Annotated in this window: 18 protein-coding genes; 12 read left to right on the forward strand and 6 right to left on the reverse strand. The window is 58.2% G+C overall.

Features of this window, described 5'->3' with window-relative positions; translation table 11 throughout:
• Positions 1 to 174 precede the first annotated feature (174 nt).
• From HNQ50_RS18395 to HNQ50_RS18410, 4 genes are all read left to right on the forward strand, one after another.
• On the forward strand, positions 175 to 1,077 hold the full coding sequence (locus HNQ50_RS18395; RefSeq protein ID WP_184102681.1) for a glutamate/aspartate ABC transporter substrate-binding protein: 903 nt from the start codon (positions 175 to 177) through the stop codon (positions 1,075 to 1,077).
• A gap of 204 nt (positions 1,078 to 1,281) precedes the next feature.
• On the forward strand, positions 1,282 to 2,028 hold the full coding sequence (locus tag HNQ50_RS18400; protein WP_184102682.1) for an amino acid ABC transporter permease: 747 nt from the start codon (positions 1,282 to 1,284) through the stop codon (positions 2,026 to 2,028).
• 1 nt (position 2,029) lies between these two features.
• Positions 2,030 to 2,698 (forward strand): amino acid ABC transporter permease, encoded by a 669-nt coding sequence (locus tag HNQ50_RS18405; protein WP_184102683.1) that lies wholly within the window; start codon positions 2,030 to 2,032, stop codon positions 2,696 to 2,698.
• Positions 2,695 to 3,423, forward strand: coding sequence for an amino acid ABC transporter ATP-binding protein (locus HNQ50_RS18410; RefSeq protein WP_184102684.1), 729 nt, complete (start codon positions 2,695 to 2,697; stop codon positions 3,421 to 3,423). Before HNQ50_RS18405 ends, HNQ50_RS18410 begins: the two co-directional genes overlap by 4 nt.
• A 98-nt stretch (positions 3,424 to 3,521) precedes the next feature.
• On the opposite strand, the gene HNQ50_RS18415 is transcribed toward HNQ50_RS18410, so the two are convergent.
• The gene (locus HNQ50_RS18415; RefSeq protein WP_184102685.1) at positions 3,522 to 4,037 is read right to left on the reverse strand and encodes a Spy/CpxP family protein refolding chaperone; all 516 of its coding nucleotides are present in this window, start codon (positions 4,035 to 4,037) and stop codon (positions 3,522 to 3,524) included.
• A gap of 160 nt (positions 4,038 to 4,197) precedes the next feature.
• On the reverse strand, positions 4,198 to 4,521 hold the full coding sequence (locus tag HNQ50_RS18420) for a hypothetical protein (protein ID WP_184102686.1): 324 nt from the start codon (positions 4,519 to 4,521) through the stop codon (positions 4,198 to 4,200).
• A gap of 307 nt (positions 4,522 to 4,828) precedes the next feature.
• On the opposite strand from HNQ50_RS18420, the gene HNQ50_RS18425 reads away from it, so the two are divergent.
• Together HNQ50_RS18425 and HNQ50_RS18430 are read left to right on the forward strand one after the other, a co-directional pair.
• Complete coding sequence (locus HNQ50_RS18425) at positions 4,829 to 5,521, forward strand: response regulator (protein WP_308419186.1); 693 nt, start codon at positions 4,829 to 4,831, stop codon at positions 5,519 to 5,521.
• A gap of 53 nt (positions 5,522 to 5,574) precedes the next feature.
• A complete protein-coding gene (locus HNQ50_RS18430) occupies positions 5,575 to 6,978 on the forward strand; it encodes an ATP-binding protein (RefSeq protein WP_184102688.1) in 1,404 nt (467 codons plus the stop codon).
• Between the two features lie 6 nt (positions 6,979 to 6,984).
• On the opposite strand, the gene HNQ50_RS18435 is transcribed toward HNQ50_RS18430, so the two are convergent.
• The gene (locus HNQ50_RS18435; protein ID WP_184102689.1) at positions 6,985 to 7,257 is read right to left on the reverse strand and encodes a hypothetical protein; all 273 of its coding nucleotides are present in this window, start codon (positions 7,255 to 7,257) and stop codon (positions 6,985 to 6,987) included.
• 735 nt (positions 7,258 to 7,992) lie between these two features.
• On the reverse strand, positions 7,993 to 9,315 hold the full coding sequence (locus HNQ50_RS18440) for a deoxyguanosinetriphosphate triphosphohydrolase (RefSeq protein WP_184102690.1): 1,323 nt from the start codon (positions 9,313 to 9,315) through the stop codon (positions 7,993 to 7,995).
• 286 nt (positions 9,316 to 9,601) lie between these two features.
• Between HNQ50_RS18440 and HNQ50_RS18445 the strand changes: the two genes are divergently transcribed.
• From HNQ50_RS18445 to HNQ50_RS18470, 6 genes are all read left to right on the forward strand, one after another.
• On the forward strand, positions 9,602 to 10,690 hold the full coding sequence (locus tag HNQ50_RS18445; protein WP_184102691.1) for an ABC transporter ATP-binding protein: 1,089 nt from the start codon (positions 9,602 to 9,604) through the stop codon (positions 10,688 to 10,690).
• An 18-nt stretch (positions 10,691 to 10,708) separates the two neighbouring features.
• Complete coding sequence (locus HNQ50_RS18450; RefSeq protein WP_184102692.1) at positions 10,709 to 11,638, forward strand: ABC transporter permease; 930 nt, start codon at positions 10,709 to 10,711, stop codon at positions 11,636 to 11,638.
• Positions 11,628 to 12,407 carry an ABC transporter permease gene (locus tag HNQ50_RS18455; protein WP_184102693.1) on the forward strand — a complete coding sequence of 260 codons (780 nt, stop codon included), beginning with the start codon at positions 11,628 to 11,630 and terminating at the stop codon, positions 12,405 to 12,407. Before HNQ50_RS18450 ends, HNQ50_RS18455 begins: the two co-directional genes overlap by 11 nt.
• An 80-nt stretch (positions 12,408 to 12,487) precedes the next feature.
• Positions 12,488 to 13,546: an ABC transporter substrate-binding protein gene (locus HNQ50_RS18460; RefSeq protein ID WP_184102694.1), complete on the forward strand. Its 1,059-nt coding sequence runs from the start codon at positions 12,488 to 12,490 to the stop codon at positions 13,544 to 13,546.
• 122 nt (positions 13,547 to 13,668) lie between these two features.
• Complete coding sequence (locus HNQ50_RS18465; RefSeq protein ID WP_184102695.1) at positions 13,669 to 14,739, forward strand: ABC transporter substrate-binding protein; 1,071 nt, start codon at positions 13,669 to 13,671, stop codon at positions 14,737 to 14,739.
• Between the two features lie 44 nt (positions 14,740 to 14,783).
• Complete coding sequence (locus HNQ50_RS18470; protein WP_184102696.1) at positions 14,784 to 15,899, forward strand: VanZ family protein; 1,116 nt, start codon at positions 14,784 to 14,786, stop codon at positions 15,897 to 15,899.
• 178 nt (positions 15,900 to 16,077) lie between these two features.
• On the opposite strand, the gene HNQ50_RS18475 is transcribed toward HNQ50_RS18470, so the two are convergent.
• Both HNQ50_RS18475 and lipA read right to left on the reverse strand, forming a co-directional pair.
• The gene (locus HNQ50_RS18475) at positions 16,078 to 16,536 is read right to left on the reverse strand and encodes an acyl-CoA thioesterase (protein WP_184102697.1); all 459 of its coding nucleotides are present in this window, start codon (positions 16,534 to 16,536) and stop codon (positions 16,078 to 16,080) included.
• An 82-nt stretch (positions 16,537 to 16,618) separates the two neighbouring features.
• Positions 16,619 to 17,596, reverse strand: coding sequence for a lipoyl synthase (gene lipA, locus HNQ50_RS18480; RefSeq protein WP_184102698.1), 978 nt, complete (start codon positions 17,594 to 17,596; stop codon positions 16,619 to 16,621).
• Between the last annotated feature and the right edge of the window lie 56 nt (positions 17,597 to 17,652).

The raw sequence follows: 17,652 nt of genomic DNA on the forward strand, positions 1-17,652 counted from the left end.
CCCTTCTGGTTTTTATTAGTAAAATCCGCAAGTTGCAGCTATATCAAGACCAAAAGAAACTGTGTTCGCGTAACGCTGCAAACCCGCTTGCAATTCAGGGATATCACCAAGGGCGTTTGAAACAATGCGTCCCTATACTGCCGTCATAACCCCTCACAGTCAGTGGAGAATAAAATGTTCAAACTTGTGCCCGCCGCGCTTGCCCTTGCTGCCCTGTGTAGCATGTCCCTTGCCCACGCCGAAGAACTGACCGGCACCCTCAAGAAGGTCAAGGAAAGCGGCGAGATCGTCGTCGGCGTCCGTGATTCTTCCATTCCGTTTGCGTACTACGACAACCAGCAAAAGCCGGTTGGTTACGCCATGGACCTGGCCGCCAAGATTGTGGATAACGTCAAAAAGACGTTGAACATGCCCAACCTGAACGTGCGTTATAACCTGGTGACATCCCAGACCCGTATTCCGCTGGTGACCAATGGCACGGTGGACTTTGAGTGCGGCTCTACCACCAACAACGTAGAACGCCAGAAACAAGTGGCTTTCTCGGTCGGCATGTTTGAAATCGGCACCCGTATCCTTGTGAGCAAGAAGTCCGGCATCAAGGATTTCTCTGATCTGGCGGGCAAGAACGTGGTGACCACGGCCGGTACGACTTCAGAGCGCCTCCTGAAGGCCATGAATGTCGACAAGAAAATGAACATGAACATCATCAGCGCCAAGGATCACGGCGAGTCGTTCCTGATGCTGGAATCGGGCCGCGCTGTGGCGTTCATGATGGATGACGCGCTGCTGGCTGGCGAAATGGCCAAGGCCAAGAGCCCGTCTGACTGGACCATCGTCGGCAAGCCGCAATCGTACGAGATCTACGGTTGCTCCATGCGCCGTGAAGACCCGCAATTCAAGAAAGTGGTCGATGATGCGTTGAAGGCCACTTACAAGTCTGGTGAAGTCAACAAGATGTACACCAAGTGGTTCCAGCAACCGATTCCGCCCAAGGGTCTGAATCTGAATTTCCCGATGAGTGATGAACTCAAGCAACTGATTGCCAACCCGACTGACAAGTCGGCGGAGCAGATGTAACCGTTCTACTCCCGCACAAAGGGGGCAAATCGCCCCCTTTTTTGTCATAAAGAAACCAGTACGCGCCGTGGGGCCTGAATCTGTTCAGGCCCCTTCTACGGATAAGGGCGCTTGACCGGAACCAGCGCAGTCATGTGGGCAGCTTGCAATCCACAGGGCCAACCGGTTGCGGTCAATCGCTCCAGCGTACAAGGGGGATACAACATGCATTACCACTGGGACTGGGGCGTCTTTTTCAAGCCCACCGGGGTCGGCAGCGAAATTTATCTGAACTGGTTTGTTTCCGGTTTGATGATGACGCTGGGCGTGGCGCTGTCAGCATGGGTGATCGCACTCGTTCTGGGCACCGTGCTGGGCGTTATGCGCTCGCTGCCTGGCAAGATCGCCTCGCGCATTGCCGGCGCCTATGTAGACCTGTTCCGCAATGTACCGCTGCTGGTGCAACTGTTTGTCTGGTACTACGTGATCCCGGACTGGTTGCCCGATAACTTGTCCAACTGGCTCAAGCAGGATATCTCGCCGGTCACCAACGCCTTTATCACCGTGACAGTCTGTCTGGGCCTGTTTACCGCTGCCCGCGTCTGTGAACAAGTGCGCACCGGCATCCAGGCTTTGCCCAAGGGTCAGAGCAACGCCGGCCTGGCACTGGGTTTGCCGCTGGCGCAGGTGTATCGGCACGTGCTGTTGCCGCAAGCATTCCGTATCATTATTCCGCCGCTCACCTCGGAATTTCTGAACATCATCAAGAATTCTTCCGTGGCGTCTTTGGTGGCGCTGCCGGAACTGCTGGCGCAAACCAAGCAACTGGTGGACTTCACCGCCAACCAGTTTGAAGCATATACCGTCGGCACCCTGATTTACTTCGCCGTGAACATGCTGTTGATGTTCTTCATGCGCTGGGTGGAAAAACGCCTGCGCGTGCCAGGTCTGATTGCGCTGGGAGGCAAATAAGATGCTGCATTTTTCTGATTTGCAAGGCTCTTTGCCCGGCTTGTGGGAAGGCATGAAGGTCACCCTGCAGATGCTGATCATGGCCGTTCTTGGCGGCATGATCCTGGGCACGCTGCTGGCGCTGGCCCGTTTGTCGCACAACAAGGTGCTGGCTGCTCTCGGTGGCGCGTATGTGACGTATTTCCGCTCGATCCCCCTGTTGATGGTGATCTCGTGGTTCTACTTTGCCGTGCCGCTGATCATTGGCTGGGTGACCGGCACCAACCGCCCCATCGGCGCGTTCACCTCGTGCCTGGTGGCGTTCACCATGTTTGAGGCTGCGTATTACGCCGAAATCGTCCGGGCCGGTATCCAGGCTATTTCTCGCGGACAAATGAACGCAGCTTATGCGCTGGGCATGACCTATGGCCAGACCATGCGTCTGGTGGTGCTGCCGCAGGCATTCCGTAAAATGACGCCGCTGCTGCTGCAACAGTCGATCATCCTGTTTCAGGACACATCACTGGTCTATGCCGTGGGCGTGCTCGACTTCTTCAACGTGGCCTATTCCAAAGGCAATATCACGGGTGAACTGCAGCAATACATCTTGCTGGCCGGTGCCGTGTATTTCGTGATCAGCTTTAGCGCTTCGCGCCTGGTGAAGCATCTGCAAAAAAGGATGACCGTATGATTTCCATCAAGAACGTCAGCAAATGGTACGGCGACTTCCAGGTGCTGACCGATTGCTCTACCGAAGTACAAAAAGGTGAAGTGGTGGTGGTCTGCGGCCCGTCGGGCTCCGGCAAATCCACCCTCATCAAATGCGTGAACGGTCTGGAAGGCTTCCAGCAAGGCACCATTACGGTTGATGGCATTTCGGTGGGCGATCCCAAAACCAACCTGCCCAAACTGCGCAGCCGTGTGGGCATGGTGTTCCAGCACTTTGAACTGTTCCCGCATCTGACCATTACCGAGAACCTGGCGCTGGCGCAGATCAAGGTCCTGGGTCGCAGCAAGGATGCCGCGATCGACAAAGGCCTGAAGCTGCTGGACCGCGTGGGTCTGAAAGCGCACGCGCACAAGCACCCGGGTCAGCTCTCTGGGGGCCAGCAACAACGTGTCGCCATTGCCCGCGCGCTGGCCATGGACCCGATCGCCATGCTGTTCGATGAGCCGACTTCCGCGCTGGACCCGGAAATGATCAACGAGGTGCTGGATGTCATGGTGGAACTGGCCAAAGAAGGCATGACCATGATGTGCGTAACCCACGAAATGGGCTTTGCCCGCAAAGTGGCTAACCGCGTGATCTTTATGGATCGCGGCCAGATCATTGAAGATGCCAAAAAGGATGAATTCTTCGGCAGCCCGCGCTCTGAGCGTGCCCAGGCATTTTTGTCGAAGATTCTGGCGCACTGATCTTCATCGCAGAAAGCGCAAAGAAAAAGCCACGGTCAATGCCGTGGCTTTTTTTGTTTTGCCTTAAAGGCGCCTGAGCGGGCACCCTGGCTCACTGCTTACTGTTGAGGCGCAGCGCCCTTCTGGTCGTGCTTGGCGCGCCATTGTTCCATTTTGGCTTCGCGCTCTTTCATCTTGGCTTGCAGTTGTTGCTGCTGTGCCGGAGTCAGCACGGCGTAGAGCTGATGCTGGAACTTGATGCGGGCAGCGCGGCCAGCCACCATTTGCTGGGCGTCAGCCTGGGCCAGTTGATCTGCCTTGGCGTCGCTGTAATCCGGCGAGAACAACAAAGCCTGTTCTTGCTGGTGCGAGGCACGCATGCCGTCCATTTCCTGTTTCATGTTGGCGCGGTTGGCTTGCATCAATTGCTTGATCTGGGCTTTTTGCGCGTCAGTCAGATTCAGGTCTTTGAAGAAAAAGCCATCGTGCGGGCCATGTGGGCCACCGCGCATGTGATGCCCCGGCGGCGGAGGCGGATTACCGCCGGCGGCATCGTCAGCAAACGCGGCAGTCACGGCACCACCCAGTGCCACGGCGGCCACCAGGGCGGTCAGCAGGTTGCGGGTCTTGAACATGGTTCACTCCTTTGTAGACAACTTTGTGTTTTATCGGGTCTGGCAGAACTCTGCCGGCGATGTTTGCATTATCCGGCGGCTCTTTGTTAAGTGGTGTCAAGCGATTGAAAAGATGAAGTAAAGTTAAGTATCAGCCCTTTTCAACCGCCGTTTTGCGGTATCAACCGCGCCGGCCATCATGCCAGCCGTTATCGTGGTGGTTATCCCAGTGTTGCGGGGCCGGGCGGTAGTAAACAGGGCGTGGCGCGACGTACACCGGACGCGGGGCGTAATAAACCGGACGTGGTGCGTAGTAAACCGGGCGAGGGGCCACGACCACGGGCGGGGCGTAGTAGACCGGTGCCGGGGCCACCACCACCGGTGCAACGGCAACCGGCAGACCCAGACCGATGCTGACCGATACATGCCCGCCGGCCATGGCAGGTGCAGCGGCAAAGCCGGCTGCGACTACAACTGCGCCAATCAGGTATTTAATCTTCAACATGGTGATCTCCAGATAATGTGATTTAGCCATTTCACGACCGGGGCGTTGTGTTGCTGGCCGTTGTCGTGTGGCGTGATTTCACTATGCGCGACCACTTGGTAAAGGTGGGTTATCAAAGTGCAAAGATTGCGTAAAGGAGGCCGGTTCTGACTGGTTTATGGGTACCAAATCGGCGAAGATGTGAACCGGATCACGCGCAATTGGCAGCGACAAACATCTTGATCCTGCGGCGTTTATCCTCTGCGGCCTGGCTGGCGTGTTGAGAAAAAACGACCGGCCGCGATACCAATAAGCTCTCAGGGAAAACATCATGCGTATTTTGCTGGTGGACGACGATAACGAACTTTGCACCATGCTCAAGGAATACCTCGGCACCGAGGGCTTTGAGGCAGATGCCGTGCATGACGGCGAGGCCGGCGTGGCCGCCGCGTTGTCGGGCAAATACGCCATCATGGTGCTCGATGTCATGATGCCGCGCATGGGCGGCATTGAAACATTGCGACAAATCCGCGAGAAAAGCCGCATTCCCGTGATCATGCTGACCGCCAAGGGCGATGACATTGACCGCATTATCGGGCTGGAACTGGGCGCGGATGACTATGTACCCAAGCCCTGTCAGCCACGGGAACTGGTGGCGCGGTTACGCGCCATTTTGCGCCGCACCGGCAATATGGAAACCACGGAAGAAGACCTTAACATTCCGCTGGTCTCTGGCGCCTTGCAGTTGCATCCGGCCTATCGGCGCGCAGAGCTGGATGGCATACCGCTGGATCTGACCAGCTCGGAGTTCAACCTGCTGGAAATGCTGTTGCGTGCGCAAGGCAAAGTACTCAACAAGAATGAATTGTGCGAACAAGCGCTGGGGCGACCCTTCACGCGCTATGACCGCAGCGTGGATGTGCATATGAGCAATCTGCGGCAAAAACTGGGTAACTATCCGGATGGCCGGACGCCGATCCAGACCGTGCGCGGGATTGGTTATCAGTGGCAAGCCGAATAACGCATCCGCATCCATCCGTCTCCACCTCCTGCCCTGTCCGAGCCTGAATGAAAATGCCCAAAGGTCGTCTGTTCTGGAAAATCCTGATCGGATTCTGGCTCACGCTGATTTGCGTGTTCTTTGGCGTAGCCGCCATTTTTGCCATTTACGATGAACAACGCGCCGGCATGCAAGATGCGCTGGCCACCAACCCGCGCATGTCGGTGTTGACCACCTCTACCGCCAGCGTGCTGCATTACGGTGGCGTGGAAGCACTGCGGGAAGTGACGCGCAGCTGGCCGCGCTTTGCCAAATCCAACCTGCTGGCGGTGGATGAAGACGGCAAAGACGTATTTGGTCGCCCGGTGCCGGCGCGGGCGCTGGCCATGGCACGCGACTATCTGAAAAACACGCCCCGCCCGGTCGAAGGCGAACCCGATCAAAGCATGCCCAGCGTATTGCAGACGCAAACGCCGGATCATCGCAATTTGATGATCTTTGCTGTGCTGGATGAAAACATGGTGCGCCGGACGCCGCCGCGCCAATGGTTACCGCCACAGATGCTCTGGCTGGGTGCGTTTGGCAGTCTGATTTTCAGTGCATTGCTGGCCTGGTATCTGACCCGCCCCATCCGGCTGTTACAACGCGCATTCGACCGCGTCGCCAATGGCGACCTGGATGAACGCATCGCCCCGCGCATGGGCCGCCGCCGTGATGAAATTGCGGACCTGGGCCACGATTTTGACCGCATGGCAGAACGGCTCAAGCAACTGGTCCACTCACAGCGCCAGCTCTTGCACGATGTCTCCCACGAACTGCGCTCGCCACTGGCGCGTTTGCAAGTGTCGGTGGGCCTTGCGCGCAAACAACCGGACAACCTGATCACCAGTCTTGACCGGATTGAGCGTGAATCCAGACGGCTGGATGAACTGGTGGGTGAACTGCTCACCCTTTCCCGCCTGGAAGCCGCTGGCGCGGGCGATCCGGACCATTACTTCGACATGATCGAACTCTTGGACACCATCGTCGCCGATGCGCGTTTTGAAGCGGAAAACGCGGGCGTAGAGATTGAGCTGGCCATGGACCCCGCCCTGACCAACCAGGAAGCCATTTTGCCGGGCCGGGCCGAGCCGCTCTATCGCGCGGTGGAAAACGTGGTGCGCAATGCGCTCAAATACTCTCGGCCTGGCCAGCGCATTGATATGGCCGTGACCCTGGCCGATGAAGGCCACACGCTGGAAATCAACGTCTCCGACCAGGGCCCTGGTGCGCCGGAAGAACAGTTGGGGCTGATGTTCCAGCCCTTTGTCCAGCTGGATGGCGAAAACCGGCAGCCCGGTTACGGGCTGGGCCTGGCCATTGCCCAGCGCGCAGTCCAGGCGCATGGCGGCACCATCATCGCCACCAATCGTGCCGAAGGCGGCCTGACCATGATCATCCGCCTGCCACTGCAAGCCGGCCTGACTGCCGCCGCCTGACGCGGGTCAGGGCGCTACCACCGGCTCGGTGGCATGCACCGTGGCCGTCTGTGTCGGTGTGGCCACAGGGGCCCCTGTGGCCTTGTCGATCGCCCAGCCCGCGCCGTTCACGCCCGCCTTGCCTACATCCCACGCAACGCCAGCGGTGGTCGTCGCAACATTGACCGTCGTCGCCGCGACGTTGACTGCGGCGGCACCGACCGCCACCGTGGTGGTGACCACGCTACACGCGGATAAGGACACGACGATCAGGGCTGCGGCCAGGAACTGCAATTTCATATGTTCTTTGCTCATCTAATTTGTTAATTGGGCCAGTGGCCCTTGTTGCCTGTATACAAATGACATTAGCGGCAGGTTCTTTTGCCGTTGGCGTTGCTTTTGATTCTCGGGGTTGCCTTTGACGTTCTCCCCCGTTAAAGCCCAGCGCCGAGGAAGTGGAGGGAGACCCAAGGCTCCCGACCGACGGAGGGGGCCGCCGAGGTGGAAGCCCGTAGGGCCGCCACCCCGCTGCTACTGCCATCTGGTATGCCGGCGCCTTTGTGGGGGTACCCACCAAGGGGCAGGCTGGGGTCGCCTTTCTTTGCCTACTTTCTTTGGGGCCGCCGAGGTGGCGAAGCAAGTTGCACGATAAATGTGTACTGCAAATTAGGGTGCTCCGGCCACCGCCGGTATCAAACGCTTTTAAACCCCGCGCCGTCAGGCGCTAACAACCATTGCAATGGTGGATTATCGCTAACGCTCCGAATCCACCCTACGCTCACAACAATATGAACCCGGTCCGCCACCCCGGCCTTGCGGCCTCCATCCGGGCTACCAAGTGGTGCTCGGCCAAGGCCACCTGTGGCGGCCAGACTGGATTCCGGCGCAAGGCCAATGACGAGTCAGTGGCCGAACAACGTCCGGAGTGCCTGGTCAGCCTGCCAAAAACCACCCGTGGCAGCCCTGCCCGCTTCCCACCGCCGCGGGAATGACCAGGCAGTACACCTGGCCATGTTCCCCGCAGCAAAAAACCCGCTACCGCCCCATCCCGCCCACCTGCTGCGCCAGATACGTCGCATAGTTGTCCGTCATGCCCCCGATAAAATCCAGCACCCGCCGGTAGGTCTGATACATCGGCCATTCCTTTTTCGGGGCGTTGTATTCCATCAGGTCCAGAATGCGCTTCATGCGGAACGGCAATTCTGGCGAGATTTTCAGTTGGTAAGCGGCGTTGCAGAATGCATCAAGCAAGATATCCAGACAAGTGAAGGAGCCAACTTCAATCTCCACTTTGCGCCGGGCGTTGAAAATCCGGTCACGGGCGAGCTGTTTGGACTCCGTAATGCCATGGCGCACGCTGGCCGGACAATCGTTGAGCAGGTCGCCCTGGTAGCTACCTTCCATCAACCGCGGATAAACCTTGATGAAGGCCTGGGCCACTTCCTGCACACAACGGCCAATGGCTTTGCCGCGCAATAAGGAAATCTTGCGGCGGGTGGAGGGTGCAGCGGCCACTTCCAGCCGCAACAATTCATGATCGCCGCCGCAAATCTTCAAGAGCAGCGGTTCAACCACCTCATAGGGCAGCATGCCAATCTCGATCCCGTCTTCCAGATCAAGAATGGCGTAACAAATATCGTCGGCGGCTTCCATCAAATAAGACAGCGGGTGCCGCGCCCATTTGCCTGCGGCAATCTGCGGCAAGCCCAAGGTAGCGGCGACTTCTTGCAGCAAAGCTTCCTCAGACTGGTAACAACTGAACTTGCCTTTTTCACCGGCGTGTTCGCTGGTCCACGGGTATTTGAGCGTGGCGCCCAGTGTGGCAAAAGTCAGCCGCATGCCGCCTTCAAACCGGTGGTTTTCCAGTTGGGTAACCACCCGGAACCCTTGGGCATTGCCTTCAAAGGTTTGCAGGTCCCGGCGTTCTGCGGCGGTGAGGTTTTGCAGGAGGTAAGCGTGTTCATCCCGGCGGAACCAGTCGCGAATGGCGTATTCGCCGGCATGACCAAAGGGCGGATTGCCAATATCGTGCGCCAGGCAAGACGCCTGAATGATGGCGCCCAGATCATAGGGCGAGATATGGGCCGGCAGTTTATCCTTAAGTTTTTCCCCCACCAGAATGCCCAGGCTGCGGCCTACACAACCCACTTCAATGGAGTGGGTCAGCCGGGTGTGCACGTGATCGTTCTCGGTCAGCGGGTGCACCTGGGTTTTGCGCCCCAGCCGGCGGAACGGTGAGGAGAACACGATGCGGTCGTGATCCTTGTGAAAATCACTGCGGGAGATCTCTGCATCGTGCGCGGGCAGGCGGGATGCGCTCAGCCGGTCAGCAGTCAGGAGGCGGTTCCAGTCCATCATGATCAGGTTTTCCAGGGAGGACGACGACAACCAGGGGCTCGGCCAGGCTTGGCCGCAAGGCTGCATCATACCGTGCGGCGCGCGAGCACTGCGGTTTAGCACGGACCCTGCATGGCCGCAGGCATTGACAGCGGCTTGGGTGATTGTTGCAAGTCAATGAATTGGCACGAATTTCAATTTCAGACATTTAGACAGTGACAACAACAAATACATATTAAACAAAAACTTGTGCCACTTTTAAGCGCATTTTGGGTAAAATGGCCGCCGTTTTTTTCCGGGAAAGATCATGGCACTGCTTGAGATTCGGGACGTGGTCAAACGCTTCGGCGATTTCACCGCCGTCAACCATGTCAGCCTGAGTGTTGAGGCGGGCGAATTCTTTACCCTGCTGGGCCCGTCGGGCTGCGGCAAGACCACGCTATTGCGTATGCTGGCCGGGTTTGAAGAGCCTGATGAAGGCCAGTTGCTGCTGGACGGCCAGCCGCTCAATGGCGTACCGCCAGAAAAACGCCCGGTGCACACCGTGTTCCAGAGCTACGCGCTGTTCCCGCACATGACGGTGGAACACAACGTGGCGTTTCCGCTCAAGATGGCCAAGGTGCCTGCCGACCAGATCAAGGCCCGCGTGGCCGAGGTGCTGGAAGATGTGCGCCTGACCCAGTTTGCCCGCCGCTTTCCGCATGAACTCTCCGGCGGCCAGCGCCAGCGTGTGGCCATTGCCCGCGCCTTGGTCAACCGCCCGCGCGTCTTGTTGCTGGATGAGCCACTCTCTGCGCTCGACGCCAAATTGCGCGAGCAAATGCAGCTGGAACTGATCAACCTGCAAAAGGAAGTGGGCATCACATTTATCTACGTGACGCACGATCAGGGCGAAGCACTGGCCCTCTCGCACCGTATTGCCGTGATGAGCCAGGGCCAGGTCGAGCAACTGGATGCGCCAGAGAACATCTACAGCTATCCCAAGAGCCGCTTTGTGGCGGACTTTATTGGTCAGTGCAATTTGCTGGATGCCACCATCACCGAGATTGCCGCCGACCGCATGAAGGTGGAGATCCCCGGCGTGGGCACGGCAGAAGTGCTGCCGGTGGCCGGCGCGACCGTCGGCCAGCAAGGCACGCTGACGCTGCGGCCAGAGAAAATCAAGCTGGGCGCCACCCTGCCCGCCAATGTGCCCGATGAAATCCACTTCAAGGGCAAAGTCCACGATTGTCTGTATTTGGGCGACGTGACCGTGTACATCGTCGAACTGGAAAACGGCACGCGCATTGAAACCATGCTGCCCAACGCCGCACCAGGCCGCGCACGTTTCTTTGATGACAACGATCAGGTTGAACTGGCATGGCGGTTTGATGCCGGCCACTTTTTGCTGGCTTGATTGAGGACGCAGACGCACATGGCTCGCTCAAAAAACCTGGCAAAGTGGCTGATCTCCGGGCCACCTTTGCTGTACCTGATTTTCTTCTTTGCCATCCCCACGGCCATGATGGCGTTTGCCGCCTTCCGCTTCCCGGGGGATTACGGTGGCTTGATGCCGCTGTTTGGCGCAGACCCGGCCACCGGCAAGAACGTGCTGCTGGTCAACAGCCACAACTGGCACGACTACCTGACGCTGGACAACTTTGCGCGCTTCTTCCAGGAAGCCGTGTACATCGAGTTGTTCATCAAGTCGTTTGGCTATGCGCTCCTGACCACGCTGCTGTGCCTGCTGGCGTCTTACCCGCTGGCGTGGCTGATTGCCCGCAGCCCGAAGAAATGGCGTGATCTGCTGGTACTGCTGGTGATCCTGCCGTTCTGGAGCAACTTTCTGATCCGGGTGTATGCCTGGATGATTATCCTGGGCCCGCAAGGTTACTTCGCCAAGCTGGTGAACACCGTGCTGGGCGTGGTGGGCATTGCGCCGCAGCAGTTTTTGTTCACCCCGTTCGCCGTGATCATTGTGCTGGTGTACGTGCATCTGCCGTTCATGGTGCTGCCGCTGTACGCCAACCTGGAAAAGCACGACATGGCCTTGCTGGATGCCGCGCAGGACTTGGGCGCGTCGCGCTGGCAGCGCTTCTGGAAAGTCACCTGGCCGCTGTCGTTGCCGGGCGTATACGCCGGCGCCGCGCTGGTGTTTATCCCCGCACTGGGCATCTTTGCCGTGCCGGATCTGGTGGGCGGCACCGACGGCATCATGATCGGCAACCTGATCAAGCAGCAGTTCCTGGATTCACGCGACTGGCCGTTTGGTTCGGTGCTCTCCATCATGTTGACCTTGTCGGTGCTGATCATGGCCGGTTTGATGGCCATGCTGGGCCGTGGAGGCAAGCGCAATGCACTCTAAGCAAAGCAAATGGCTGTGGGCGGCATCGTTGCTGGTTTACGGCTTCTTGTATCTGCCACTGGTGATTGTGGTGGTGTACTCATTCAACGATTCGCGCCTGAACGCAGAATGGGTGGGCTTTACGACGCACTGGTATGGCGTATTGTTTGCCGATGACCAGATGCTGACCGCCGCGCGTAATTCGCTGTTGATTGGCCTCGTGTCCAGCATCTTTGCCACGTTCTTTGGCACGCTGGCAGGCTTGGCCATGTACAAGTACAAACTCAGACTGCTGCCGATTCTGGTGCTGACGCCGATCGCCATTCCGGAAATCCTGATGGCGCTGTCACTCTTGATGTTCTTTGTGGCGCTCAATTTCAGCATGGGGTATCTGTCGATCGGTCTGGCGCACATTGCGTTCAGTATTGGCTTTGTGGCGATCGTGGTACGTTCACGCTTGCAAGGTATGGATGAGTCACTGGTCGAAGCCGCCCGCGATCTGGGCGCGGCACCGCTGCAAGCCTTCTGGCAGGTGACCTTTCCGCTGATCCTGCCGGGCATCATTGCCGGTGCGCTGATGGCGTTTACTTTGTCGATTGATGACTTTGTGATCACCTACTTTGTGGCCGGTGCCGGGGCGTCTACCTTGCCGCTGCAGATTTACTCCATGCTCAAGATCGCCGTGACACCGGAAGTGAATGCGATTTCTTCACTTTTGATGTTATTGACATTGGCCTTGATCGTGATCGCCGCCAAAATTGCCCCCGGCGCTTTGCGCGCCAGTCACTGACGGGTATATCCAACCCGTTGTTGTCAGGCATACCGTTGCCCGCTACCCGCAAGGGGGCGGGCAACGTCTTTGGGGGTTCCATGAAAAAACTTCTGATCGCTCTTTGTTTGATCACCGGCGTGGCCCGCGCCGATAACGTATTGCATGTGTTCAACTGGAATAACGCCATCAGCGACGACACCGTCAAGGCGTTTGAGGCGCAATGCAAATGCAAGGTCGAGGCCACGTATTACGGTTCGGTAGAAGAAATGCTGGCCAAGCTCTCGGCCGGTGCCAAGGGTTTTGATGTCATCGGCCCGGCCAATTACGGCATCACGCCACTGGTCAAACTGAACCTGGTGCAGCCGCTGGATCACGGCAAGCTCTCCAACCTCAAGAACATTGCCCCGGCCTTTGCCAACACGCCCATCGATCCGGGCAACAAGTACTCTGTGCCCTATGACTTTACCGTCACGCTAGTCGGCTACAACACCCAAAAGATCAAGGAGCTGGGGCTGGACCCGAACTCCTGGTCCATGGTGTTTGACCCGAAAGTACTGGCAAAAATCAAAGGCAAGATCACGGTGCTGGATGACCCGCGCGAGGTGATCGGCGCGGCGCTGCGGTACAACGGTTTTTCCGCCAACTCGACCAACCCGGCTGAGCTGAAAAAAGCGGTAGAGACCATCAAGGCCGCCAAGCCCTACTGGGCGGCGTTCAACAGCCAGAGCTACATCAAGGAACTGACCGTGGGCAATATCTGGGTGGCGCTGGGGTATTCCAACGATATGTATCAGGCCCGCGCAGACGCCCAGAAAGCCGGGCGGCCATTCCAGATTGGCTACCAGTTGCAAAAAGAAGGCAACGGCATGACGGCCGACAGCTTTGTCGTTGCGCGGAACGCCCCCCGCGCCGATCTGGCCCATCAGTTCATCAACTTCATGCTGGATGGTAAAAACGCGGCGCAAACCACCAATCAGGTGGGTTCTGGCACACCCAACAGCGCCGCCCTGCCCTTTGTGCGCGCAGACCTCAAACAGAACCCTGCCATCGCGCCCAACACCCAGCAGGCGGCCAGGCTGGAACAGTTGACGGATCTGGACGCAAAGACGCGCCGTGCCTGGAACCAGGCCTGGACGGAAATCAAAATCAGCAAATAAACGACAATGCCGGATCGGCTGTTTTCCTGACTCGTCGATCTGGCATAATCGCCGTTTTTCTGGCGTGGGACAGCGTATCCCGCGCTCATTTCTTGTGATTCCGGACCTGGAGTTAAACCGCCATGAAAAAACAGTTTCTGGCCCTGATGCTGGCTGCCGGTGCAGCCATGGGCACCGCACAAGCTGAAGATGTTTTGCACATCTACAACTGGAACAACTACATCGCGCCGGAAACGGTCAAGCATTTCGAAGCCGACTGCAAATGCAAGGTCGTGCAGGACTACTACGGCGCCATGGAAGAAATGCTGGCCAAGCTGGCCGCAGGCGCCAAGGGTTATGACATTGTTGTGCCAACCGGCTTTGCCCTGCCGCCGCTGATCAAGCAAGGCCTGGTGCAACCGCTGGATAAGTCGAAGATCCCGAATCTGAAAAACATGAACCCGGCGTTCATGAACAGCCAGTTCGACAAGGGCAACGTCTACTCTGTCCCGTATGCCTTCACCACCACGCTGATTGGCTACAACGACAAGAAGATCAAGGAACTGGGTATCGACCCGACGTCCTGGTCGGCCATTTTCGACCCGAAGGTGCTGGAAAAGATCAAGGGCAAGGTCACCGTACTGGATGACCCGAAAGAACTGTTCGCCGCCGCCATGATGTACAACGGGTTTAATCCGAACAGCACGGATATCAACCAGTGGCAAAAGGCCAAGGACACCATCATCAAGGCCAAACCGTACTGGGCTGCGTTCAATAACCAGAGCTACATCAAGGAATTGACCGTCGGCAACATCTGGCTGGCGCATGGTTACTCCAACGACATGTTCCAGGCCAATACCGACGCCCACACCGCCAAGCGCCCGTTCAACATTGCCTACACCCTGCAAAAAGAAGGCAATACCTTGTCTGTGGACAACATGATGGTAATGAAGGGTGCGCCGCGCCCGGATCTGGCCTTCAAGTTCATCAACTTCATGCTTGATGGCAAGAACTCATCCGAACTGACCAACATGATTGGCTCGGGCAACCCGAATGCCGCTGCCGCCCAGTTTGTCAGCCCGGACATCAAGAAGATCAACGCCGTGTTCCCCACTGCGGACAACATGAAAAAGCTGTACCAGCTCAACTCGCTGGAAGGTAAGCCCCTGCGTGACCTGAACCGCCTCTGGACGGAAGTGAAGACCGCCCGGTAAGCTCTGCGGGGTGGTCGCCAAGACCACCCCTTTATTGTTTACCCATGCGCGCACACCCACCCATCAGCTTTCTGGCCCACCGTAACGCCCCCACCCGCGTGGCGCGTTACTTCTTCTGGTGCTACCTGCTGGTCGTGCTGCTGGTCTCGTTTTACCCGTTTACCGGCTGGCGTTTCACCGGTGAACCCATCCTTGCCTTCTACACTTACCCCCTGCCGTACTACTTCACGTTTTTCGATAATCTGATCAACGTGCTCGCCTATATTCCGCTGGGGCTCTCCGCCGGTCTGGCGTTACGCCGCTGGCGCTGGGCCAGCCCGGTGATGGCGGTGCTGATTGGCACCGGTACGTCGTGTTTTGTTGAGTTCGTGCAGCAGTTCATCCCGTCCCGGGTGGCATCCAATCTGGACATCCTCTCTAACAGCTCCGGCGCCATGATCGGCGCAGCCATCGCCCTTTTGCTGATGCTGCGGCGTTCTCAACGGCGCTGGCTGGTGTTCCGTCATTCTTACCTGTTCCCAGGGGCCGCTGCGGAATGGGGCATGGTCTGGCTGGGGCTGTGGCTGATCACCCAGTTCGACCCCTCGGTGCCCTTCTTTGGCGTGGTCGATGAACCGCGCGGCATTCCCCAACCCATCCTCGCCCCGCTCAACAACCCCGCCTTGTTCCTGGACTTGCTGGAAGGCTCCGGCATGATGCTCAACACAGTGGGGGTTTGCCTGTTTGTCTCGGTATTGATGCGCCACAGTCGTCAGGCCCCATGGGCTGTCGCGACATTGCTGGCCAGCGTTCTGGCCAGCAAGATCGTGTTTGCCAGCTTTATGCTCAAGTGGGCGGACTTTTTCAGCTGGATTAACCACAACGTGGTGCTGGGCGGGCTGGCTGCCCTGCCTTTGCTGGCGGTGCTGCTGCAACTCAAACGCCCCTGGCGGGCCCTTGTCGGCGCACTGTGCCTGTTTTGCACCGTGCTGGTGAGCTGGATGTGGCCGCTCTCCCCGCAGCTCTCGGCCATCTTGCCGTTGTTCCGCTGGAACTACGGGCATTTGATGCACTTCCGGGGGCTGGCCGCACTGATCAGTGATTTGTGGCCCTATGGGACGATGCTGTTCTTGCTGGGATTTGCGGTGATGTGGCGCGGGGAGAACGAGCCGGACTGGTGAGCGGGGCACCCCGGTGTGTAATGCTTCTACTCGCGCCGAAGGCGCTAACACGGGTCCAAAAGTTTTGTAGTAGTTCCCAGGCGCATATCGCAGCTGGATTCCGGCGCAAGGGGGCCGCCGAGGACCGGAATGACGAGGCACTGGAGTGCAGCCACCGAGGCAACTCGAGGCCGCCCCTTCACCCATTCCTCTTCAACCGCGCCACCCGCCGCCCCTCGGCATCCTGCCAGCGCTGCCGCTCAATCTCATCCGTCGGCACCAGCTCCGGCACCATCGCCGGCTTGCCGTCATCCCCCATCGCCACCATGGTGAAATAGCAACTATTGGTATGCCGCACCGTGCGTTCACGGATATTTTCGGCAATCACCTTGATCCCGATCTCCATCGAGGTGCGACCGGTGTAATTCACGGTTGCCAGGAATGTCACCAGCTCCCCCACGTGAATCGGCTGCTTGAACATCACCTGATCCACCGACAATGTCACCACATAGGTGCCGGCAAAGCGGCTGGCGCAGGCATAGGCCACTTCGTCCAGCAGTTTGAGTAGTTGCCCGCCATGCACGTTGCCAGAGAAATTGGCCATGTCCGGCATCATCAATACGGTCATGGTGAGTTTGTGGCGTGGGGTGTCGGTCATAGGTACTCCGAAAGACGTTGGGCGCAGACAAAAAATAACGCCGGGCGGGCCCGGCGTCATCTGTATTTGGCATCAGTCGGTTTTACGCGACGACGCCCGCATGGTGCGCTTGCTGATCGGCGTGGTAGCTGGAACGCACCATCGCCCCCACGGCAGCATGCTTGAAGCCCATTTTGTAGGCTTCTTCTTCAAACATCTTGAACACATCCGGGTGCACGTAGCGCAGCACCGGCAGGTGACCGTTGGACGGTTGCAGATACTGGCCAATGGTCAGCATGTCGATGTCGTGATCACGCATGTCGCGCATCACCTGCAGGATTTCTTCATCTGTTTCACCCAGGCCAACCATGATGCCGGACTTGGTGTTCACATGCGGATATCTGGCCTTGAAGTCCTTGAGGAGCCTGAGCGAGTGCATATAGTCCGCCCCCGGGCGAGCTTGCTTGTACAAACGCGGCACGGTTTCCAGGTTGTGGTTCATCACGTCTGGCAGGCCTTCGCCGAAGATATCGACGGCAATGTCCAGACGGCCACGGAAGTCGGGCACCAGCACTTCAATCTGCGTCTCCGGGCTGGCGGCGCGGGTCTTGGTGATGCATTCGACAAAATGGCGGGCGCCACCGTCGCGCAGGTCGTCCCGGTCCACCGAGGTCACGACCACGTAGCGCAGTTTCAGCGCGGCGATGGTTTCGGCCAGATGTGCCGGTTCGTTCTCGTCCAGCGGGTTCGGGCGGCCGTGGCCGACGTCGCAGAACGGGCAACGGCGGGTGCAGATGTCGCCCATGATCATGAAGGTGGCAGTGCCTTTACCAAAACACTCGCCGATATTGGGACAGGACGCTTCTTCACAGACCGTGTGCAGCTTTTGCGAGCGCAAGATGTCCTTGATCTCATAAAAACGGCTGTTCAGGCTGGGCGCCTGCACGCGGATCCAGTCCGGCTTTTTGAGCTTTTGTTCCAGCGGAACAATCTTGATGGGAATGCGGGCAGTCTTGGATTCGCCCTTGTGCTTCACACCTGCGGCATTAGATGCGGCGGCGGTTTTGATCTCTTCGGTCATCGGCAGCTTCCCGGCTTTTGTCCGGTCAGGAGCGGCTAACAATACCCAGCGAATCG

Source organism: Silvimonas terrae (genome assembly GCF_014202765.1).
GTDB classification, from domain to species: Bacteria; Pseudomonadota; Gammaproteobacteria; order Burkholderiales; family Chitinibacteraceae; genus Silvimonas; species Silvimonas terrae.